Here is a 21657-nt window from a genome sequence, read left to right as displayed (position 1 = left end):
GCGCTGACTCACGGGGTCGTGACAATCTCAGGCACGGCCACCAGACTGGGGCTACGGCCCCGCTGTGAAAATCCAACTTTTATTCCGTGGATGCGCCTGACCGGGCGCATCCACGGTCCTGGACTGCGAAGGTGAAACACCATGAAAGCAGCACGATTCCACGCCCGCGAGGATCTCCGGATCGAAGACATTCAAGAGCCGGAGCTGCGACCGGGAACGGTGAAGATAGCCGTGGCCTGGTGCGGTATCTGCGGCACCGACCTCCATGAATTCCTGGAAGGACCCATTTTCACCCCGCCGCCCGGCCACCCCCACGGGCTCACCCACGAGGCCGCCCCGGTCACCCTCGGCCACGAGTTCTCCGGCACCGTCGAGGAGCTGGGGGAAGGCGTCAGCGGTCTGGCTGTCGGAGACAACGTCGTCGTGGAGCCGTACTATGTGTGCAATGAATGCGGTCCCTGCCTCAGCGGCCACTACAACCTGTGCACCAGGTTGGGCTTCATCGGCCTGGCGGGCGGCGGTGGCGGCTTGAGCGAGAAGATCGTCGTCGACACCCGGTGGGTGCACCCTGTCGGCGACATCCCCCTGGACGAGGCCGCACTGATCGAACCCCTTGCGGTGGCGTATCACGCCGTCGGCCGGAGCGGCGTCAAAGCCGGGGACGTCGCCGTCGTCGGGGGTGCCGGACCCATCGGCCTGCTGACCGCCGCGGTCCTCAAAGGCATCGGCGTCACCACTATCGTTACCGAGCTGTCGGCCGCCCGCAAAGACAAGGCGACTTCGTCCGGGGTCGCGGATCACGTGCTCGATCCGAGTGCCGAGGACGTCAAGGCGCGCGTGCTGGAACTGACCAACGGTACGGGGGCCGATGCGGCGTTTGAATGTGCCGGTGTGAATGCGGTGCTGGACACCATGCTCGACGTAGTGAGGCCCGCCGGCGTCGTCGTCAACGTCTCGATCTGGGGGCACCCGGCCACGGTCGACATGCAGAAAGTGGTGCTGAAGGAAATTGACCTGCGCGGCACCATCGCCTACTGCGGCGACCACGAAGCCGCGATCAAGCTCGTCCAGGAAGGAAAAGTGGACCTGAAACCCTTCATCACGGGGCGGATCGCCTTGGACGACTTGGTGGACAAGGGGTTTGACACGCTGATCAACCACAACGACACCGCGGTGAAGATCATCGTCCACCCGTAGTGATCCGAGTCTCACGCGGGAATAGTTGCAGACGCCTCGCAGTTGCCGCCAATGAACCAACCCCTTGCGAAAGGAACTGCGCATGCTGTTTTCCCCGATGACCCTCGGCGAGCTGGAACTACCCAACCGGCTCGTCATGGCGCCGCTTACCCGCGTCCGCTCCGGCAAAGAAGGAATCCCCGGCCCGTTGGTGGTCGAACACTACCGTCAGCGCGCCTCGCTCGGCCTGATCGTCAGTGAAGGCACATACCCCAGCCACACAGGCCGCGGCTTCCCGGGCCAGCCCGGCCTCGTGACCGACGAGCAGCTCGCGGGCTGGGCCAACGTCACAGCCGCCGTGCACGCCGAGGGCGGCCGCATTTTCGCCCAGGTCATGCACGCCGGCCGCGTCACTCACCAGGACACTACCGGTGGCTACGAAGTAGTCGCACCCAGCGCCATTGCCATCGACGGCGAGACCCGCACGTACGAGGGCAAGCAGGCGTTCCCCGTCCCGCGCGCCCTGACCACAGAGGAACTGCCGGGCATTGTCGACGAATTCGTGACGGCATCCCGCAAGGCGGTTGAGGCAGGATTCGACGGCGTCGAACTTCACTCGGCCAACGGTTACCTGCTGCACGAGTTCCTCACTCCGGCCGCCAACCAGCGCGACGACGTCTACGGCGGCTCTCCGGAGAACCGGGCTCGTTTCGTGATTGAAGTTACCCAGGCAGTGGTGGACGCCGTCGGCGCGGACCGTGTTGGCATCCGCATCTCGCCGGAGCACAATGTCCAGGGTGCCCTCGAACTCGATGCGGCTGACGTCCGGGCCACCTACGCCCACCTCGTGGACGCGCTGGCTCCGCTGAAGCTGGCCTACCTCAGCATCCTGCACAAGGACCCCACCAGCGAGCTTGTCCAGGACCTGCGCGCACGGTTCAACGGGACATTCCTGATCAACACGGGCTTCGGCATCGTCACCACGCGCGACGAAGCCAAGGCGCTGGTCGCGGACGGCCACGCTGACGCCGTCGTCGTCGGACGCCCCGCCATCGCCAACCCGGACCTGGTCCGCCGCTGGCGCGAAGGCCTGCCGGTCAACGAGGCTAATCCGGCCACGTTCTACACCGACGGCGCCGAGGGCTACACCGACTACCCGGCCTACCAGAACTAGGGCCAACTGCGGGCGCGGTGACTCCGGCGGCGCCGCACGCGCCGCGCAGGACACGCTCGGTTGGACATGCTCAGCCGCAGCCACGATCAGTGGGCAGAATGCCATCCTGCCCACTGGTCGCATTTAACAATGAGCATGTCCCTCGCGGGCAGGTCCGAGACTGAATGCGCGAGTCACAGGGCCGCACCCGCTGCCGGACATGTGCCGCGATGATCTGCACGAGAGAGCATGTTCCACGTGGCGCATCATGCCATGGGACATGCCCAGCGGCCGCCACGACAAGTGGGCAGAATGCCATTCTGCCCACTGGTCGCATCTAACAATGAGCATGTCCCTCGCAGGGCAGGTCCGACACTGAACATGCTCCGCGGTGACATGTGTGGCTGGGCATGTCCCGTCCTGCACATCGGAGCCGCCGGGACATGTTCCCTCTACGAATTGGCCACTGGACATGTCCCGTGGCTGGCGCCGGGATTGGGCCTGTCCCCCGTGGGCCCATGGTGCGGAGCGAGGTGCATGTCCAGCGGTGGGGGCGGCAAATGGGCATGTCCCGGAGGGGGCCTCGCCGTGCCTAGTCCTATAGGATCTGAAGATGCAATTAGCTTCCACCGGCAGCCATTCTGAGGGGCGCCCCGCCGGCCGCGCAGTCAGCCGGCAGGTCCTGGCGGACCACGTTTATGAAGAACTTCTGGCGTCGCTGATGGATGGCCGGCTGGAACCCGGAACCGCGGTCAGCATCGACGGGACCGCCCGTGAACTCGACGTCTCGCCCACCCCCGTGCGGGAGGCGCTCGCCAGGCTGGAACACACCGGGATGGTGCGCCGCGTGGCCCTCAAGGGCTACCGGGTTGCTCCGGTGTTCACCCGGGAAGACTTCGCCGAGCTCATGGAAGCCCGGCTCGCGATCGAGCCCGTGAACGCCCGCCTGGCGTGTGCACGGCTGACGCCCGGCCACCTGGCCGAACTGGAACGGGCAGTCGCCGATCTCAAGGACGCGCCGCGCGGGCCTTCCTTCGCCGAGTTCCGCGGCTACCTCGAGGCCGACGAGCGGTTCCACCGGCTGATCGCGGAGCAGACGGGCAACCAGTTCATGGTGGCCGCCTACGCCGCCCTCGGCGGACAGATTCAGCGCTTCCGCCTGTTCGGGGGAGTGGGGATCACCGACGCCGACCACGCGATCGCCGAACATCAGGCCGTCCTGGATGCCTTGGCGACGGGCGATCCGGAGAAGGCCGCAGCCGCCATGGCCGAGCACGTGCAAAAGGTGCGCGGCCGCGCCATCGCGGACGCTCCCGCGGAATGAGGCTCACTTCCCAGGCTGACGCACGCGGGCCCAACACCGCGTAACAGCGCGCCGCGCCCGGCTTCTGAGCCCTCTTTTTGTGACCCCCTTCACAGCTGATCGAAGACCCTATAGGATCTTCGATTGTGACGGCTACGGTGCCGGCATGGGGAGTCACAAGGGAGTGAAGAGTGCAAACAGAAACTTTGGCCGCAGGGCCCAAGGAGTCCGCAACACGCCGCACCATCAAGAATCTGCGGTGGTGGATTCTCGGCTGGGCGCTGGCCGCCGGCATCATCAACTACATGGACCGCAGTGCAATCTCCATCGCCGCGCCGCAACTGATCAAAGACTTCGGCATGACCCGGACGGACATTGGCCTCCTGGGCACCGTGTTCTCCTGGACCTACGCTTTTGCCCAGCTGCCCGCTGGCTGGCTCGTGGACAAGCTGGGCGCCCGACGGATGTACTTCCTCGCAATCGCGGGCTGGAGCATCGCAACCGCGCTGATGGCCGTCGGCACCAAGATGTGGCAATTCGTCACCTTCCGCGTCCTGCTCGGCATCACCGAGGCCCCCAACGGGCCGGCGTCGGCAAAGCTCACCGCTGACTGGTTCCCCCGGGCCGAGCGCGGACAGGCCACCGCCATCTGGGACAGCGGTTCCAAGTGGGGACCCGCCATCGCGCCGCCCGTCCTGACCGCCATCATGCTCGCGTTCGGCTGGCAGGCCATCTTCCTCTTCCTCGGCGTCGCAGGCATCGTGCTGGCATTGGCCTTCTTCCTTTACTACCGCGCTCCCGAAGAGCACAAGCGCATCAGCGCGAAGGAACTGGATTACATTGAAAGCCAGCGCACCACCCAGCTCCTGACTGCCAAGAAGGTATCGTGGCTCGGACTCTTTAAGCACCGCCAAATCTGGGGCATGATGGCCGGATTCTTCTGCGTCATCTGGATCTGGAACATCTTCATCGTCTTCCTGCCGCTCTACCTGCAGGAAGAACGCGGTGCCAGCATCGCCAGCTCCGGCTGGCTTGCGGCTGTTCCGTACCTCGGCGCAGCCATCCTCGGCATCACCGGCGGCTGGGTCATGACGCGCTACGCGAAGAAGGCCGGCCGCGATCCGTTGCTGGCCAAGCGCCACGTGATGTCCATTGCAGCGATTGCCGCCGGCATCTTGATCTGCCTCATCCCGTTCGTAGATTCCCTCCCGCTCGCCATCGCTGTCATGACCGTGGCACTGGGCTTCGTCGCCACCATGCAGGCGGCCGCGTGGGCCATGCCCGGCGACATCGTGGACAACTCACAGGTTGCCTCCGTCGGTGCCATCCAGAACTTCGGCGGCTACTTCGGCGGCGCCTTTGCCCCTCTGCTGACCGGTGTGATCGCCGATGCCACCGGCTCCTACGCGCCGTCGTTCGTGATCGGCGGCGTCATCGCCGCCCTGGCCGCAGTGGCATACACCGTGCTGGTCCGCGAACCCATCAAGGACAAGGCCGCAGCAACGCAGACAGAAAGCCGAACCGACGCATGAGCACAGCAACAAATGCATTGACGACGACGGCGGTCGCCCCCACGGCGGCCGCCCCGGCGGCGGGAACCACCTCTGCGGGCACCGCCCGCTCGCCGTTCACCGTGGCCGTCACGGCCGACGCCGCGCGGCCGGACGGAAGCTCCATTCACGGGGATCTGGGGCTGCAGCGGCTCAGCGAGCATGGCATCAGCTGGAGCGTCCTGCCCAGTTACACAGACCCGGTTCCGCTGGCCGACCTCGCCGGGGTCCGGGCCGTGCTGTCCCTGGGGCACATCGCCTTCGATTCACGCACCGTGGACCACGCCCCGGACCTGAGGCTGATTGCCCGGTTCGGGGCCGGCTACGAAACCATCGACTTGGACGCCTGCACCCGCGCCGGCATCGTTGTCACCAACACCCCGGATGCCATCCGGCGGCCGTTGGCGGTGGCGGGACTGACGCTGCTCCTGGCGCTCTCGCACAAGCTCCTGGCCAAGGACAGGCTGACCCGGACCTCTGACTGGGCGCAGCGCGAGCATTACCGCGGCGCGCCGCTGGTGGGCCAGACGGTCGGCATCGTGGGCTTCGGCAGCGTGGGCGCTGAGCTCGCCCGCCTCCTGGCCCCGCTCGGGGTGAAGGTCGTGGGCAACAACCGCAGCGGCCGCCACGCGGAGGCCGCCGGACTCGGCGTTGAGCTGCTGGGCCTGAACGAGCTCCTGGAGCGCTCGGATTACGTTGTGCTCTGCGCCGCGCTGACACCGGCGACCGAAAAATTGATCGGCGCGGCCGCGTTGCGCGGATGAAGCCAAGCGCCTACTTGATCAATATCGGCCGCGGAAAGCTCGTGGACACGGATGCCCTCCGGGACGCCCTGCGGGACGCCCGGATCGCCGGTGCCGGCCTGGACGTCTTTGAGCCGGAACCCCTGCTTCCCGACGACGAGCTCCTGACCTTGGACAACGTGGTGCTTTCCCCGCATTCCCTGTGCTGGACCGAGGACTTCACGCGGGACGTCGCTGCCAGCGCCATTGGGTCAATCCTGGCGGTCGCGGCAGGGGAGCGCCCTGCCAACGTCCTGAATCCGGAGGTCTTCGCGACCGCGGCCTTCGCCGCGAAGCGCCCGTAACCCGGGGGTGTGACCTTGACAACATCCCCATAGATAGTAAATCCTATAGGAAACAGGATTCCACGAAGGAGTGAACCCATGGCCTATACAGCCGAAAACTGGCCCATCACCGCAGCGCTCCTGCAGTTCCCGGGGGCCGACGCGCAGGGCAGCCACATCAACGACGCCGACGCCTCCGCCTGGGCCGAGGTCCTCAGTGAGGTCAAGGACGCCGGCTTTGCCAATGCCGACCTCACGGACAGCTGGGTCCGCCCCGGCGACCTGAGCTCTCCGCGGCTTGCCGAGTTCAAGCAGACCGCGGACAACGTCGGCATCGGCATCCCCGTCATCTCGGCCATCCGCCGCAGCGTGATCGAGGAAGGCAACTGGGAAGCCAACCTGGCGTACAGCCACCGCACCATCGACGCCGCCGCCGAGCTGGGCTGCGAGGTCGTCTCGTTCGGACTGCACCAGGCCATCACCGCCGAGCAGCAGAAGCAGCTCTGGTTCTGGACCGTCGAAGGGTACAAGGACCCGGTAGGGGACAAGGAAACGTGGGGCAAGGCTGTGAGCCGCCTGCGCGAACTCGGCCAGCACGCGGCCGAGGTCGGCGTCCTGCTCTCGCTCGAAATGTACGAGGACACGTACCTCGGCACCGCGGATTCCTCCGTTCAGCTGGTCCAGGACATCGGCCTGGCCAACGTCGGCATCAACCCGGACATCGGCAACCTCATCCGGCTGCACCGCCCGATCGAGGACTGGCGCGAGATGGTCGCCAAGACTCTCCCGTACTCCAACTACTGGCACATGAAGAACTACATCCGCGACGAGGACGTCGCCCGGGACACCTACGTGGCGATGCCGGCCCCGATGGAAAGCGGCCTCATCAACTACCGCGAGGCGTTCAAGACCGCGCTCTCCGTCGGCTTCCAGGGCATCCTGTGCACCGAGCACTACGGCGGCGACGGCCTCAGCGTCACGGCCAGCAACCAGGACTACCTCCGCCGCCAGGTCCTGCCGAAGACCGACGGCTACGCCCTCGGCAGGAGCCAGGTGGCCCAGGGCCGACAGCTGCCGGCAGCCACGGTACTCGCCAGCGCCTGAACGGGCGCCGACACCGGCGCGTGGTGCGGCCGTCAAGCCACTTGGGGGGCGGCCGCACCACCCACCTCTACCCACAGCATTAGTTCTCCAACACGGATTCAATGAGGAACCATGACCCAGATCTTCGACAATCCCGCTGATTTCGCGGATGAGGCACTGGACGGCTTCGTTGCGGCCAACCGCGGCTACGTGGCCCGAGTCGACGGCGGCGTCGTCCGCTCCACCGAAGTCCCCTCCGGGCAGGTGGCCCTGGTGGTCGGCGGCGGCTCCGGGCACTACCCGGCCTTCGCCGGCCTCGTCGGGCCCGGCCTGGCCACCGCCTCGGCCTGCGGCAACATGTTCGCCTCGCCCGCGGCCGGCCAGGTCTACCGCGTGGCCAAGGCAGCCAACGCCGGCGGCGGCGTGCTGCTGAGCTACGGCAACTATGCCGGCGACGTCCTGCACTTCGGCCAGGCCCAGCTGCGCCTCAACGCCGAAGGCATCGAAACCCGCACTGTCCTGGTCACCGACGACATCGCCAGCGCCCCGCTGGAGCAGATCGAGAAGCGCCGCGGCATCGCCGGGGACCTGACGGTCTTCAAGATCGCCGGCGCCGCCGCAGAGGCGGGACTGAGCCTGGACGACGTCGAACGGCTGGCCATCCGGACCAACTACCGCACCCGGTCCCTCGGCGTGGCCTTCGACGGCTGCACGCTGCCCGGCGCGGAGGCCCCGCTGTTCTCTGTCCCCGCGGGGCACATGTCCCTGGGCCTGGGCATCCACGGCGAACCGGGCATCTCCGACCACCCCATGCCCACCGCCTCCGAACTGGCCGAACTCCTGGTCAGCCGGCTCCTGGCCGACAAACCGGACGACGCCGGCACCCGCGTGGTCGCAATCGTCAACGGCCTTGGCACGGTCAAGTACGACGAACTCTTCCTGCTGTTCGGCAAGATCGAGAAACTCCTCACCGCGGCCGGGCTCACCGTCGTCGAACCCGAATGCGGCGAGCTCGTCACGAGCCTGGACATGTCCGGGCTGTCCCTGACCCTGCTGTGGCTGGACGAGGAACTCGAGCAGTACTGGGCCGCCCCGGCCGACACCCCGGCGTTCCGCAAGGGAAACCTGGCACCCCGTGCCCGCCGCGAACTCGCCGGTCCGGACGCCGAAGAGACCGCCGACGTCGAACGGCCCACCGCCGCGGCGGCAGCCCTCGGCCGGCTGGCCGCCGACTTCCTCGGCCAGGCGCGGGACGTGGTGGTCGAGCATGAGGAAGAACTGGGCCGTCTGGACGCCGTCGCCGGCGACGGCGACCACGGGATCGGCATGCGCCGCGGCGTGGACGCGGCGGTCGCCGCGGCCGAACAGGCTGCCTCGAACGACGGCGGCGCCTCGCCGTCGCGGGTCCTGACCGCTGCGGGGGAGGCCTGGAGCGAACGCGCCGGCGGCACCTCGGGTGCGCTCTGGGGCTCGGCGATCATCGCCGCCGGACAGGCCCTGGGCAACCAGGACAGCTACAGCGGCGAGGACGCGGCCGCCGCGGTCACGGCCTTCGTGGATGCGATCACCGCGCTCGGCAAGGCCGAGCCGGGGGACAAGACCATGGTGGACGCACTCTTGCCGTTCCAGGACGCGTTCCTCACCGCGTTCGACGCCGGCACACCAGTGGCCGGTTCCCTCGCGGCGGCGGCGGCCGCCGCCACAGCCGCCGCAGAGCGGACCGCCGGGCTGCGTCCGCTCAAAGGCCGGGCCCGCCCGCTCGCCGAGAAGAGCCTCGGCCACCCCGACCCCGGAGCGGTGTCCTTCGCCCTCATCGCGACCCGGATATCCACCCACACCACAGACACAGGATCCCGGCCCGGCACCCCCGAGCCGGCGGAACAAGGAGCACAAGCATGAGCACAGCAACAGGCTGGCGGGTGGTCATCGGCAACGATGAGGCCGGCGTCGAATACAAGAACGCGCTGAAGGCGCTCCTGGAAGCCGACCCCCGCGTGGCGTCCGTGCAGGACGTGGGAGTCGGCGCCAATGACTCCACCGCCTATCCGCACGTCGCCGTCGACGCGGCCCGCAAGATCGCCGACGGCGACGCCGACCGGGCGCTGCTGATCTGCGGCACCGGCCTGGGCGTGGCGATCGCGGCCAACAAGGTCCCCGGCATCCGCGCCGTCACGGCCCACGACAGCTACTCCGTGGAGCGGTCCGTCCTGAGCAACAACGCCCAGGTGCTCACGCTGGGGCAGCGCGTCATCGGGCTGGAACTGGCCAAGAAGCTCGTGGGCGAATGGCTGAGCCACCGCTTCGACGAAAACTCCTCCTCCGCCGCGAAGGTGGACGCCATCTGCTCGTACGAACCCGAATACACGAAGGCAGTCTGAACATGACCGAATCAACAGCAACCGCAGCCGCCATCAACGCCGCCCGCAAGATCGCCGTCGTCGGCTCCGGCTACATGGGTGGCGGGATCGCACAGGTCCTGGCACTCGGTGGCGCCCGGGTGGCGCTCGCGGATGTGTCCGCGGAAGTGGCCCAGAAGAATTACGAGCGGCTCCTGGCCGAATCCGACGAATTCGTTGCCGCCGGGCTCTTCCCGGAAGGCGCCACCGCAATCCTGAAGGAAAACCTCTGGCCCGCCAAGGACATCGAGGAGGCCGTGGCGGACGCCGACTTCATCGAAGAAGCCGTCCCCGAGGTCATCGAGATCAAGCACCAGACTCTCGCCCGCATCAGCGCGGCCGCCCGCCCGGACGCCATCATCGGGTCCAACACGTCCACGATTTCCATCGCGGACCTGTCCGAGCCGGTCACCAACCCGGAACGCTTCCTGGGCGTGCACTTCTCCAACCCGTCCCCGTTCATCCCGGGCGTGGAAATCATCCCCCATGCCGGCACCTCGGCCGCGACGGTCGGCACCGTCCGCGACCTCGTGCACGCGGCCAACAAGCAGACCGCCGTCGTCAAGGACGTCACCGGCTTCGTGCTCAACCGGCTCCAGTACGCGCTGTTCCACGAGGCCGCCCAGCTGGTGGAGCAGGAGATCGCGACCGCGGAGGACGTCGACACCCTGGTCCGCACCACCTTCGGCTTCCGGCTGCCGTTCTTCGGGCCCTTCGCCATAGCCGACATGGCCGGGCTGGACGTCTACAACTTCTGCTACAAGTCCCTCCAGACCGATTTCCCGGAACGGTTCGCGACGCCGAAGATCCTCACCGACCTGGTGGAGGCCGGAAAGCTGGGCACCAAGACCGGCGCGGGCTTCCTGAACGTCCCGGCGGAGCGCACGCCGGAACTGATCGCCTACCGGAACAAGGCGTACGTGGCCATGCAGAAGCTCATCGACGAGCTCGGCCCCGCCCCCATCAGCTGATTCCGCATCTTCCTCTTTCACTTCAGGAGCCTTCCCATGAGCACTTTCCCAACAGAACGCACCGCCATCATCACCGGCGCCGTGTCCGAGCGCGGCATCGGCCGCGCCACCGCCAGCTACCTGGCCGCACAGGGCTGGAACATCGGCATCATCGACCTCGATGACGCACTCTGCAAGGCGGCGGCCAAGGAACTGGCAGCCGAGCACGGCGTCAAGGCCTTCGGCGCCGGCGCCAACGTTTCCGACGAAGGCTCGGTCCGCGCGGCAATCGACGCCATCGAGGCGGAACTGCCGCAGATCGTTGCGCTCGCCAACGTGGCCGGCGTCAGCTCTCCGGTGCCCTACCTGGAACTCGACGCCGCCGAATGGGACCGGGTGCTGAACATCAACCTCAACGGCGTCCACTACGCCACCCGCCGCGTCGCGGAATCCATGGTGAAGAACAGGATCGGGCGCATCGTGAACATCTCCTCTGTCTCCGCGCAGCGTGGCGGCGGCACCTTCTCCAAGACGCCGTACTCCGTGGCGAAAGCCGGCGTGATCGGCCTGACCCGGGCCACGGCCCGTGAACTGGGCGAATACGACATCACGGTCAACGCCATCTCACCCGGGCCCATCGACACCGACATCATGGGCGGCACCCTCAGCGAGGAACGCAAGGACGAACTCACCAAAGACCTCGTGGTCAACCGGGTCGGCTCCACCCGGGACATCGCAGCAGCCATCGCCTTCCTCATCAGCGAGGACGCCGGCTACATCTCCGGCCAGACGCTGAATGTGGATGGCGGACTCTACATGCACTAAGGAAGAAGCCTCGTGGCACAACACAGCCAAACCCCCGCGTCCGGATTCGCAGCCTGGAGCAAAGGACGGAAGATCTACCTCGCCGTCGGGATCCTGGCCTGCGTGGCCGGCGTCCTGATGATGGTTTTTTCGCGCTAGTTTTCTCCAGCCGGAGCCGGCCTGGCTCGTTTTGGACTGGCCTCATCCGGCCACTTTCATGCAACTGATTCACCCCCCTGAGTTACACCACTGATTGCTCGACGAGGAGTTTTTTGATGACCGTAACAACAACGTCCACCCGGGACCTACTGGAGACACCGGTCCTAAAATCGGCCATCTCCAAGGCCTCCCGCCGGCTCATGCCCATGCTGGTGATCCTGTATGTGGTCGCCTTCCTGGACCGCACCAACGTCGGCTTCTCCGAAGCTGCCCTGGGCGTGGACAAGGGCATTAGCGCCGGCGCCTTCGCCCTGGGCGCCGGGATCTTCTTCATCGGCTACGCCCTGTTCGAGATCCCGAGCAACCTGCTCCTGACCAAATTCGGCGCCAAGGTATGGCTGGCCCGCATCGCCATCACGTGGGGCATCGTCTCGGCCTGCTTCGCGTTCGTGCAGGGTGAGACGTCCTTCATCATCCTGCGGTTCCTGCTGGGTGTCACCGAAGCCGGGCTGTTCCCCGGCGTCATCATGTTCCTGGCCGCGTGGTTCCCCAACAAGGTCCGCGTCAAAATGTTCGCCATCTTCTACCTGGCCCAGCCGTTCTCCCAGATGCTGGGCGCCCCGCTCTCCGGCTGGCTGATCAACATCGGCGACCAGGTCCCCGGCGTCCAGGGCTGGCAGGTCATGTTCTTCGTCGAGGGAATGCTGGCGGTCGTCGCCGGCGTCGCCGCGTACTTCTTCCTGATCAACAGCCCGCAGGACGCCAAGTTCCTGGACAAGGACGAGAAGAACGCGCTCCTGGAGGTCATGGCGCTCGAGGACACCGTCAAGGAAGAGTCCGGGCCGCGCGGCGTCCTGGCGGCCATGAAGAACGGCAAGGTCTGGTACTTCACCGTCATCTACTTCTGCCTGCAGATCGCCGTCTACGGCGTCACGTTCTACCTGCCGCAGCAGGTCGCCCAGCTGACCGGCCAGAAGGTGGGCATCGCCGTCGGCCTGATGGCAGCCATCCCGTGGTTCTTCGGAATCTTCGCCTGCTACTTCATCGGCAAGGCCGCGAACACCGTGATCCGCCGCCGGGTCTGGGGCACCGGGCTGTTCATCTCCACCGGACTCTGCATCTTCGGCTCCGCGTGGGCCGGCGCCAACCACATTCCGGCGCTCGGCATCATCTTCATCACCCTCGCCGTGTGCTCGTTCCTCTCCATCGGCCCCATCGCGTGGTCCTACCCGACGGCGTTCCTCACCGGAACCGCCGCGGCCGCGGGGATCGGCCTGATCAACTCGCTCGGAAACCTCGGCGGCTTCGTCGCGCCGATCCTGCGCACCTCGGTCAACCAGATGACCGCCTCGGACACCGGGACAATGGGCGTCTACGCCCTCGGCGTGCTCCCGTTCCTGGCAGCGGCCATGATGTTCGCGACCCGCCGCTTCAAGAACAAGGCCGACGAGCTGCTGGAGCAGTAAAGGCCCCCCGGCCTCACTTCCAGCGCGACGTCCAGCGCCCATCCACTGGATCCAGCAGAAAGCACCAACACATGCAGCAGCGCCCCGGCAGCCAGACCTCCAACACCCGCATCCTGGTGGGGGTCAGCACGAAGATGTACCTCGGCTACCGGGACAGCCTGGACTGGCTCGAGCGGCTGCAGCACGAAGTGGACACCCGCCCGGCCCTCGCGGCCGGGCGGGTTGTCCCGTTTGTCATCCCGTCCTTCCCCGTCCTGCCCGCGGCGGCCCGGCTCCTGGCGGGTTCGCCGCTGCTGCTCGGTGCGCAGAACTGCGGCTGGGCGGACGGGCCCTGGACCGGGGAAGTAGCCCCGTCCATGCTCGCGGAACTCGGCGTCCGGCTCGTGGAGATCGGCCATGCCGAACGCCGGCAGCACTTCGGCGAGGACGACGCCATGGTGGCCCTCAAGGTCCGGGCCGCGGACGACGCCGGGCTCACCCCGCTGCTGTGCGTGGGGGAGCGCGACGGCGGGCAGCCGGCGGCCGCGGCGGACTTTGTGTTCCGCCAGATCGAGTCGGCTGTCGACGGCGACTGGGACCTCGCCGGCCGCCTGGTGGTGGCCTACGAACCGGTCTGGGCCATCGGCGCGGCCGAGCCGGCCGCCGCCGCGTACGTGTCCGACGTCGTCCGCCGGCTCCGGGACCAGCTCACCGCCGCCGGCGTGCCAGGGTTGCCGGTCATTTACGGCGGATCGGCGAAGCCCGGACTGCTGCCCACGCTTGAGGGTCTCTCGGGCCTGTTCCTGGGCCGGTTTGCACACGACCCCGTGAATTTCGGCGCCGTGCTGGATGAGGCACTCCTGCTGGCCGAGGGCTTCACTGCACCGGAACCAACCCCCGTGGGACATGTCCAGCCCTGACCGCGTGCGATGGGCATGATGCCTAGATGTCCCTTGGTCGAGGGCAAGAATGAGCATGTCCCGTGGGGTGGCTGGCGAGGAATGGACATGTTCCGTTGGGTGGGTGGCGAAGAGTGGACATGTCCGGCCTTGGCCGCGTGCGACGGGCATGATGTCTAGATGTCCCTTGGTCGAAGGCAAGAATGAGCATGTCCCATGCTGTGGCCATCGAAGAATGGGCATGTTCCGTGGAGTGGGCAGTGAAGAGTGGACATGTCCGGCCTTGGCCGCGTGCGATGGGCATGATGCCTAGATGTCCCTTGGTCGAGGGCAAGAATGAGCATGTCCCATGCTGTGGCCACCGAGGAATGGGCATGTTCCGTTGGGTGGGCAGCGAAGAGTGGACATGTCCGGCCTTGGCCGCGTGCGACGGGCATGATGCCTAGATGTCCTTGGTCGGGGGCAAGAATGGGCATGTCCCATGCTGTGGCCACCGAGGAATGGGCATGTTCCGTTGGGTGGGCAGCGAAGAGTGGACATGTCCGGCCTTGGCCGCGTGCGACGGGCATGATGCCTAGATGTCCTTGGTCGGGGGCAAGAATGGGCATGTCCCAGGCTGAGGCCATCGAAGAATGGGCATGTCCCTCGTCGGAGGGTGCGGCAAAGACAGCTAGGCGCGGACTGACCTCTGGCACAGGCCGATGAAGCCGCCCAGCTGCTCCAGACCCTCGGGGTGGGCGGGGAGGTAGTTGGTCAGTTCGGGCGCGCGGACGATCACGGCACGCCATTGGCCGCGGGACACCGCCACATTGATCCGGTTCCGCGAGAGCAGGAACTCCATGCCCCGCGGAGCCTCGGCCACCGCAGAACATGCCATGGACACAATCACGACCGCGGCCTCCTGGCCCTGGAACTTATCCACGGTCCCCACCCGCACGCCGGCGAGATTCGCGGCGTCCAGGGCATCGCGGATGACGTTGACCTGCGCGTTGTAGGCAGCCACCACCAGAATGTCGGCCGCCTCCAATGGCCGGGCTCCGTCTGCGGTGTGCCAGGAAAGGCCCAAATGGCGGCGCACCTGCCCGACGACCTCGGCAGCCTCCTCGGCCGACGACGTCGTGTTCCCGCTGTGCGGCACCATCACCGTCTCAATCCCCGCGGGCACACCCTCCAGACGGCGCAGATCCGCGGGCGGGGCGGAACGTAACCGGCCTTCGTAGGACAACTCCGAGACGGCCAGGCACAGCTCTGAGTTCATCCGCCACGAGTCGGCCAAGAAGTAGCCACGCTCGGGCGGCAACGTGGCGTGGCCTGCGGAAATCCAGCCCAGGGCAGAGTCGTCGACCGGCTCGGGGTGCCTGCCCTGGCTGACCTGCGGCAGCTGCTGCGGGTCGCCGAGCAAGAGCAGCCGGCTGCTGGCCTGGGCCACGGCAAGGGTGTTGGCCAGCGAGAACTGGCCGGCCTCGTCAATCACCAGGAGGTCCAGGGAGCCGGCCGGGACGGTGGCGCCGGTCATGGTCCACGCCGTGCCACCGACGAGGGCGCCTCCAGGCGCACCCAACAGCTCCGCAACGTCCTTGCCGGTGCGCCGGGCCCACGGCAGGGCGTCGTTGTGCTTCACGTCTTTGGCCACCCGCGCCGGTTCGACCCCGGCCTTCGTGACAGCGGTCTTCAACAGGTTCTCCACCACCGCATGCGACTGGCCGACGACGCCGACTTTCCAGCCGCGGGCCACGAGCCGGGCGATGACGTGGGACCCCACATGGGTCTTGCCCGTTCCGGGCGGACCCTGCACCGCCAGGTAGGAGTGGTCAAGGGCCAGCACGGCCGCCGTGATGGCTTCAATGAAGCGGTCCGGTCCGGCACCAGGCTGCGGCAGTGAAGCTCCGGCGGCCAGCCTCGGCGGCTGACGCCGGACGAGGTCAAGCGCAGGATGGCGGGGGAGGGAACCGGACCCCAGGCCGGCGACCACCGTGTCAGCGAGGGCTGCCAGTGCTTGCTCGAGGCTCTTGGTCGCGAGGGGCTGGTCTTCCGTCAGCGCAATGGGGAGGTCATTGTAGGGCGGTATCTTCCGGTGCAGCCGGTCCCGGATGATGACGGTGTCCTTGCCGTCCTCACGCCCCAGCTCCAGGACCTCCGTGCCGAACCATCCGCTCCGCCCGGTTCCGTTCTTGCCGGTACCCTCCAGCCCGGCGGGAAGAGGCAGCTCGTACATGCGGAACCACTTGCTGCCCTCGCGGAGGTCCGACCCGGGACTCACGGAGCCGGTCAGCTTGACCCGCCGCTCCGGAAGTTTGGTCCCCGTCTGTTGCCAGTCGTCGAGGAGTTCCGCGGATTCGACGAGGAAAACGTTCCGGTCCCGTTCGTGCGTGTCCGGACCGTGCTCACACCGGTCGAAGTGCGACCACCAGAACGACTTGCGCTCCCGGCGGTGGTAGCTCACGGCCGCGGCCAGCATGGCGACGGCCTTACCGTCGTCCTCGGACAAGCCGCTGCCCGGCTCAGCAAATTCCATCAGTGCCAGCTCAGCCGGGGCCAGCGCGGCATCGGCTCGTGCCGAGCCGTCGTCGTCGGGGCCGTCCTCTAAGCCCGCCTCCGCACCGGACGCTAAGCCCGCCTCCGCACCGGACGCTAAGCCCGCCTCCGCACCGGACGCCGCGCCCGCCTCCGCGCCGTGCTGCTCCAGCCGGCGTTCCTTGGCCAGCCCGAGCAGCCAGTTCCGGAGCTCCAGCGTGGAGAGGCAGTCGTATTCGTTGTAGTCGGAGATCCCGGCGAGGATTTTGGCCGCCTCGTCGGGCCGCTCATTGTCCCTCGCGTCGCAGAACCGTGCATAGGCAATCACGGAGGCGCCGGCATCCTTCACTTCGCCAGTTCGAAGGTTCGCCCCCATGTAGAGCGGCTCGAGCTTCTTGATGCTGTAGGAGTTCTCGGAGATCCTGATGCTGTTCCGGACCGTTTGGTACAGGTCCACCAGCAGGCCTTCGCGGAGCCACTCGTCCACGATGTCCTCCCCGGCAACGTGCATCACCGAGAGTTTTCGAAGCGCCGTTTTTTCATACGGTGCGTAGTGGTAGACGTGCATGTCCGGGTGGTCCCGCCGGCGTTTCTCGACATAGTCAAGGAAATCGAGGAACGCCTGCTTCTCCGCCTCCCGGCTGTGGGCCCAGAATGGTCGGAAAATCCCCGGACTGCCGGGCTCGGTGGGCGCCTCAATCACGCCGAACAGGTACTCGAGCCCCCACACTCCCGTGGCGCGGTCCTGCCACAGCGGATCGCCTTCGAAGTCGAAGAAAATATCGCCCCGGCTCGGTGGGGGCAGCTCGGCCAAGGTGTTCCCGGGCAGGACGCCGTAGCGGATGGTGTGCTCTTCGCCGTCCTTGCGGTAGCAGACTTCGCCGTCGGCAGGGCCAACGCCGCTCTGCATCCGCGCCTGTTCCTGCAGGCGCAGGAGCGTAGGTGTGGGCTTGGTGAGGGTCGCTTGCGCCAGGTCAGTGACTGAACTAATCCCACGTTCGTGGAGGTTCTTGCGCTGCACGGAGTTCATCCGGGCCACGAGGAGGAGATCGTCGGTGGCTTTGACTTGCTCCTGGCAGTAATCGCAGCGGCCACAGGCGGTGAGCCCGGGCGCGCCCCAGCCCACTGTTCCCGGCTGTGCGATGTGCGCGGCGGTCAGCGCGAGGAAACGCTCGCGGCGCTCGCGGAAAACCGGCAGGATCTCGGAGAGTTTGTGGTGGCTTCGCACGTAGTCGAATCCGCCACCGGGCAGCTGCACCGTCGAGCCAAGGACGAGTGTCACCGCCGGGTCCACCGGGATCCCGGCCTTCAGCAGCTGGTCGCCGTAGGCGGCCAGCTGGAGCAGAGCCGTCACCTTTGCGTGGCGGGCGAGCTTGGTGTCGAACACGGCGTAGCTGCCGTCGGACTGCCGCACGAGGAAGTCGGAGCGGCCGTGGAACTGGCCGTCGAAGAAGGCGGCCTGGAAGACGACGTCGGCTCCCGCGCGCAGCGCCCCAATGGACTCGGCGTGCTTGGCCGCCAGCGTGGCGCGGTCCATGGCCTCGGCCGGGACGACGTCGTACACGCCGTGCCCGGTGGCCGGATCCCAGTCGCCAAACTTCGCCACGAAACCGCCGAGGACCTTGCGCTCGTGGAGGTCACCCAACACCGCTGCATGCTTGAGCATCTCGTCGTCTTCGAAGGTAGCCCTGGGGGACCGGCCCAGCTTCTCGTCGAGTTTGCGCAGCAGCTGATACTCGCAACTCGCTGCCACCACGAGGTCGCTCGCGGAGTAGACCAGATCCGGTGATGAGCCCGGTACCTCAGGTTCAAGAAAAAACACTGTGCCCCCGTTGCTGGTGCCCCGTTGTTGGTGCCTCCGCTATTCAAGCTATCAAAGCCCTCTGACAGTCAAACACGGGACCGGAACCAGGCAATGTCCTCTGGTTCCTGTCGCAGGACCGGCGTAGGGTCTGAGGACTATGACCGAACAGCAACCGTATGAGCTGGTCCAGCGCTACGCGCACTTCGAGCTGCGCCGCTATCCCGCGTACGCTGTGGCGGAAATAGAGGTCAAAGCGACCTTCGACCGCGCCGGGAATGCTGCCTTCCGGCACCTGTTCAACTACATCAGCGGCAGCAACACGGCGCAACGGAAGCTGGCGATGACGGCCCCGGTGATCCAGGGGCCCGGGCCGTCGCAAAAGCTGGCGATGACCGCGCCGGTTCTGCAAAGCGGCCCGCTGCCGGGAAGTGCAGAGCCCGCTGATTTCATCGTGGCCTTTGTGCTCCCCGCTGGGGTGACGGCGGAGACGGCGCCGGTCCCGGCGAACCCAGACGTTAGAGTCCGGGCCCAGCCAGGTTCCCTGGCAGCCGCCCTTCGGTTCTCCGGCAGCGGGTCGGAGGCGGCCTTTGTACGGCGAAACGATGGCCTCCAGGAGGCACTGAAGCTAGCCGGGCTGAAGGCTGTGGGGCCGCCACGATTCGCCCGTTTTGATCCGCCGTTCAAGCCGTGGTTCCTGCGCCGCAACGAGGTTGTTCAGGACGTGCAGGAGCCCTTGACTCCTCCGGGCGAGCCCGGCCGCTGACCGGGGTAAGGCAAAATGGTTTGGTGACCCAACACCCGCAGCGCCCCGCCTCACCCGCCTCGCCCGCCCCCGGCCCGTCCGCGAAGACCGGCTCACCACAGACCGGCACGCCGCACACCCAGGAGTCCGGCATCGCCGCCCAGATCGCCGGCGAGCTCGGCGTCCTGCCGTGGCAGGTCAAGGCCGCCGTGGATCTGCTCGATGCCGGGTCCACCGTGCCCTTCATCGCCCGCTACCGGAAGGAAGCGACCGGCACCCTGGACGATACCCAGCTCCGCGAGCTGGAGGAGCGGCTGCGCTACCTGCGCGAGCTCGAGGACCGCCGCCGGAGTATCCTCGAGGCGATTGCCGCCCAGGGCGCGCTGACCCCGGAACTGCAGGCCGCCGTCGTCGGCGCGGACACTAAGTCGCGGCTGGAGGACATCTACCTCCCGTTCAAAACCAAGCGGCGCACCAAGGCGCAGATCGCCCGCGAAGCCGGGCTGGAGCCGCTCGCCGACGCCCTGCTCAAGCGCCCCGAACTGGACCCGGAGAGCGAGGCGGCCAAGTACCTCAACGCCGAACACTCGATCGGGGACGCGGCCGCGGCGCTCGCCGGTGCCCGCTCCATCCTGGTGGAACGCGTAGCGCAGGACGCCGACCTGGCCGCCACGCTCCGGGAACGGCTGTGGACCCAGGGCCGGATGGTGTCCCGGGTGAAGAAAGGCAAGGAAGCCGAAGGCCAGAAATTCAAGGACTACTTCGAGTTCTCCCAGCAGCCGGCCGGAATGCCCTCGCACCGTGTCCTGGCGCTGCTGCGCGGAGAAAAGGACGGCGCGCTGGAGCTGGACCTCGCCGAGGCTGATCCGAACGACGACGCCGCCCTCACCGCCGCCCGCGGCCGGTACGAGGCTGCCGTGGCCAGGTTCCTCGGGGTTGCCGACCGCGGCCGGCCCGCCGATGCCTGGCTGCTGCAGACCGCCCAGCTGGCCTGGCGCTCGCGCGTCCTGGCGCGGCTGACGGCAGACCTGCGCAGCCGGATGTTCGCCGCCGCCGAGGACGAGGCCGTGCGTGTGTTCGCCGCGAACCTGCGCGATGTGCTGCTCGCCGCGCCGGCCGGGAACCGCGCCACCCTGGGCCTGGACCCGGGACTGCGCACCGGCGTCAAGGTCGCCGTGGTGGATGGCACCGGCAAGGTGGTCGCGACGGACACCGTCTACCCGCACGCCCCGGCCCGGAAATGGGACGAGGCGCTGCGGACCCTCGTGGGCCTCGCCACGAAGCACGGGGTCGAACTCGTCGCGATCGGCAACGGCACCGCGTCGAGGGAGACGGACAAGCTAGCCGCCGAACTGCTCAAGCAGCTCTCCTCCGGGCCGGAAAACAAGCCGCAGAAAATTGTGGTGTCCGAGGCCGGGGCGTCGGTGTATTCGGCCTCGGCGCTCGCCGCGGCGGAGCTGCCCGGCATGGATGTGTCCCTGCGCGGCGCCGTCTCGATCGCCCGGCGGCTGCAGGACCCGCTCGCGGAGCTGGTGAAGATTGAGCCGAAGTCGATCGGCGTCGGGCAGTACCAGCACGACGTCACGGCCGCGAAGCTGGACCGCAGCCTGGACGCGGTGGTCGAGGACTGCGTGAACGCGGTGGGCGTGGACGTCAACACCGCCTCGCCCGCACTGTTGAGCCGGGTGGCCGGGGTCGGGCCGCTGCTGAGCGAGAACATTGTGGCGTACCGGAACGAGCACGGGCCCTTCGCCAAGCGCAGCGAGCTGAAGAAGGTCCCGCGGCTGGGCGCCAAGGCGTTTGAGCAGTGCGCCGGCTTCCTGCGGATCACCGGGGGAGCGGAGCCGCTGGACGCCTCCAGCGTGCACCCGGAGGCCTACCCCGTGGCCCGGAAAATCAAGGCGGCCGCCGGTAAAGCGCCCGCTGCGGGAAGCTTTGCGGCGCTGAACCCGCAGGACTTCGTGGACGGCTCCTTCGGCCTGCCCACCGTGCAGGACATCATCGCCGAGCTCGAGAAGCCCGGCCGTGACCCGCGTCCGGCCTTCGCGGCGGCAGCGTTTTCTGAAGGCATCGAGAAGATCTCGGACCTCAGGCCCGGCATGGTGCTGGAGGGAACGGTGACCAACGTGGCCGCGTTCGGCGCGTTCGTCGACGTCGGGGTGCACCAGGACGGGCTTGTGCATGTCTCGGCCCTGGCCAACCGCTTTGTCTCCGATCCCCGTGAGGTGGTGAAGTCCGGGCAGGTGGTCCGGGTCAAGGTGCTGGAGGCGGATCCGGAGCGGAAGCGCATCTCGCTCACCCTCAGGCTCGACGACGAACCGGCCTCCGGCGGTCGTGCGGCGGGCGGCCGCAGTGCCGGAGATCGCCCGGCCGGCGGTCGTGCGGACTCGCGGCCGGAACGTCCGCGGCAGCCGGCGGCGCAGGCGCAGTCGACCCAGTCGTCGACCCAGCCGTCGAATCAACCGTCCGGAAGGCAGCCGTCCGGGAAACCGGCAGCCGACCGCCGGACGCCGGGCAGGCAACCGCAGAAGCCGGCCCCCACGCCGTCGCCGGTCAACACCGCGATGGCCGAGGCACTCCGGAAGGCCGGCCTGGGCAAGTAGCGCCCGGTGC

General features: G+C 67.6%; 15 protein-coding genes and 1 pseudogene. 15 read left to right on the top strand and 1 reads right to left on the bottom strand.

All coding sequences use genetic code 11. From position 1 onward, the window contains the following. Positions 1–141: 141 nt before the first annotated feature. From AC1D1A_RS17635 to AC1D1A_RS17575, 13 genes and pseudogenes are all read left to right on the top strand, one after another. The gene (locus AC1D1A_RS17635; protein ID WP_476948322.1) at positions 142–1197 is read left to right on the top strand and encodes a 2,3-butanediol dehydrogenase; all 1056 of its coding nucleotides are present in this window, start codon (positions 142–144) and stop codon (positions 1195–1197) included. An 82-nt stretch (positions 1198–1279) separates the two neighbouring features. Next, positions 1280–2350 carry an alkene reductase gene (locus tag AC1D1A_RS17630; RefSeq protein WP_230008495.1) on the top strand — a complete coding sequence of 357 codons (1071 nt, stop codon included), beginning with the start codon at positions 1280–1282 and terminating at the stop codon, positions 2348–2350. Between the two features lie 592 nt (positions 2351–2942). Continuing rightward, the gene (locus AC1D1A_RS17625) at positions 2943–3653 is read left to right on the top strand and encodes a GntR family transcriptional regulator (protein ID WP_476872093.1); all 711 of its coding nucleotides are present in this window, start codon (positions 2943–2945) and stop codon (positions 3651–3653) included. A gap of 170 nt (positions 3654–3823) precedes the next feature. Beyond that, on the top strand, positions 3824–5164 hold the full coding sequence (locus AC1D1A_RS17620; protein ID WP_476851393.1) for an MFS transporter: 1341 nt from the start codon (positions 3824–3826) through the stop codon (positions 5162–5164). Next, positions 5161–6269, top strand: a pseudogene (locus AC1D1A_RS17615) (2-hydroxyacid dehydrogenase). The gene AC1D1A_RS17620 and the pseudogene AC1D1A_RS17615 overlap by 4 nt, the downstream one beginning before the upstream one ends. A 78-nt stretch (positions 6270–6347) precedes the next feature. After that, positions 6348–7352 (top strand): sugar phosphate isomerase/epimerase family protein, encoded by a 1005-nt coding sequence (locus AC1D1A_RS17610; RefSeq protein WP_476948321.1) that lies wholly within the window; start codon positions 6348–6350, stop codon positions 7350–7352. A gap of 111 nt (positions 7353–7463) precedes the next feature. Continuing rightward, the gene (gene dhaL, locus AC1D1A_RS17605; RefSeq protein ID WP_476948320.1) at positions 7464–9230 is read left to right on the top strand and encodes a dihydroxyacetone kinase subunit DhaL; all 1767 of its coding nucleotides are present in this window, start codon (positions 7464–7466) and stop codon (positions 9228–9230) included. Then, entirely contained in the window at positions 9227–9709 is a 483-nt protein-coding gene (locus AC1D1A_RS17600; protein WP_018775886.1) for a ribose-5-phosphate isomerase, read from the top strand. The genes dhaL and AC1D1A_RS17600 overlap by 4 nt, the downstream gene beginning before the upstream one ends. Positions 9710–9711: 2 nt before the next feature. Beyond that, a complete protein-coding gene (locus AC1D1A_RS17595) occupies positions 9712–10698 on the top strand; it encodes a 3-hydroxyacyl-CoA dehydrogenase family protein (protein ID WP_476851397.1) in 987 nt (328 codons plus the stop codon). Between the two features lie 36 nt (positions 10699–10734). Then, positions 10735–11502 carry an SDR family NAD(P)-dependent oxidoreductase gene (locus AC1D1A_RS17590; RefSeq protein WP_026539080.1) on the top strand — a complete coding sequence of 256 codons (768 nt, stop codon included), beginning with the start codon at positions 10735–10737 and terminating at the stop codon, positions 11500–11502. A 12-nt stretch (positions 11503–11514) separates the two neighbouring features. Beyond that, the gene (locus AC1D1A_RS17585) at positions 11515–11640 is read left to right on the top strand and encodes a hypothetical protein (RefSeq protein ID WP_018775883.1); all 126 of its coding nucleotides are present in this window, start codon (positions 11515–11517) and stop codon (positions 11638–11640) included. 116 nt (positions 11641–11756) lie between these two features. After that, positions 11757–13106: an MFS transporter gene (locus tag AC1D1A_RS17580; protein WP_476948319.1), complete on the top strand. Its 1350-nt coding sequence runs from the start codon at positions 11757–11759 to the stop codon at positions 13104–13106. Between the two features lie 71 nt (positions 13107–13177). Next, complete coding sequence (locus tag AC1D1A_RS17575; RefSeq protein WP_476948318.1) at positions 13178–14005, top strand: triose-phosphate isomerase family protein; 828 nt, start codon at positions 13178–13180, stop codon at positions 14003–14005. A gap of 649 nt (positions 14006–14654) precedes the next feature. Here the strand turns inward: AC1D1A_RS17575 and AC1D1A_RS17570 are convergent. After that, positions 14655–18320 carry a TM0106 family RecB-like putative nuclease gene (locus AC1D1A_RS17570; protein ID WP_476948317.1) on the bottom strand — a complete coding sequence of 1222 codons (3666 nt, stop codon included), beginning with the start codon at positions 18318–18320 and terminating at the stop codon, positions 14655–14657. A gap of 139 nt (positions 18321–18459) precedes the next feature. On the opposite strand from AC1D1A_RS17570, the gene AC1D1A_RS17565 reads away from it, so the two are divergent. Together AC1D1A_RS17565 and AC1D1A_RS17560 are read left to right on the top strand one after the other, a co-directional pair. Continuing rightward, a complete protein-coding gene (locus AC1D1A_RS17565) occupies positions 18460–19065 on the top strand; it encodes an SOUL family heme-binding protein (protein ID WP_476948316.1) in 606 nt (201 codons plus the stop codon). A 23-nt stretch (positions 19066–19088) separates the two neighbouring features. Continuing rightward, the gene (locus tag AC1D1A_RS17560) at positions 19089–21647 is read left to right on the top strand and encodes a helix-hairpin-helix domain-containing protein (protein WP_476948315.1); all 2559 of its coding nucleotides are present in this window, start codon (positions 19089–19091) and stop codon (positions 21645–21647) included. Positions 21648–21657: the final 10 nt, after the last annotated feature.

The organism is Arthrobacter sp. P1_B9 (assembly GCF_056406495.1).
The sequence above is the reverse complement of the archived record's forward strand: the minus strand, read 5'-3'. Positions and strand labels throughout refer to the sequence as shown.

Excerpts from the sequence above, each read along its gene's own strand:
- AC1D1A_RS17635 (WP_476948322.1), top strand. The coding sequence starts at position 142 with ATGAAAGCAGCACGATTCCACGCCCGCGAGGATCTCCGGATCGAAGAC.
- AC1D1A_RS17630 (WP_230008495.1), top strand. The coding sequence starts at position 1,280 with ATGCTGTTTTCCCCGATGACCCTCGGCGAGCTGGAACTACCCAACCGG.
- AC1D1A_RS17625 (WP_476872093.1), top strand. The coding sequence starts at position 2,943 with ATGCAATTAGCTTCCACCGGCAGCCATTCTGAGGGGCGCCCCGCCGGC.
- AC1D1A_RS17610 (WP_476948321.1), top strand. The coding sequence starts at position 6,348 with ATGGCCTATACAGCCGAAAACTGGCCCATCACCGCAGCGCTCCTGCAG.
- dhaL (WP_476948320.1), top strand. The coding sequence starts at position 7,464 with ATGACCCAGATCTTCGACAATCCCGCTGATTTCGCGGATGAGGCACTG.
- AC1D1A_RS17600 (WP_018775886.1), top strand. The coding sequence starts at position 9,227 with ATGAGCACAGCAACAGGCTGGCGGGTGGTCATCGGCAACGATGAGGCC.
- AC1D1A_RS17595 (WP_476851397.1), top strand. The coding sequence starts at position 9,712 with ATGACCGAATCAACAGCAACCGCAGCCGCCATCAACGCCGCCCGCAAG.
- AC1D1A_RS17590 (WP_026539080.1), top strand. The coding sequence starts at position 10,735 with ATGAGCACTTTCCCAACAGAACGCACCGCCATCATCACCGGCGCCGTG.
- AC1D1A_RS17580 (WP_476948319.1), top strand. The coding sequence starts at position 11,757 with ATGACCGTAACAACAACGTCCACCCGGGACCTACTGGAGACACCGGTC.
- AC1D1A_RS17575 (WP_476948318.1), top strand. The coding sequence starts at position 13,178 with ATGCAGCAGCGCCCCGGCAGCCAGACCTCCAACACCCGCATCCTGGTG.
- AC1D1A_RS17565 (WP_476948316.1), top strand. The coding sequence starts at position 18,460 with ATGACCGAACAGCAACCGTATGAGCTGGTCCAGCGCTACGCGCACTTC.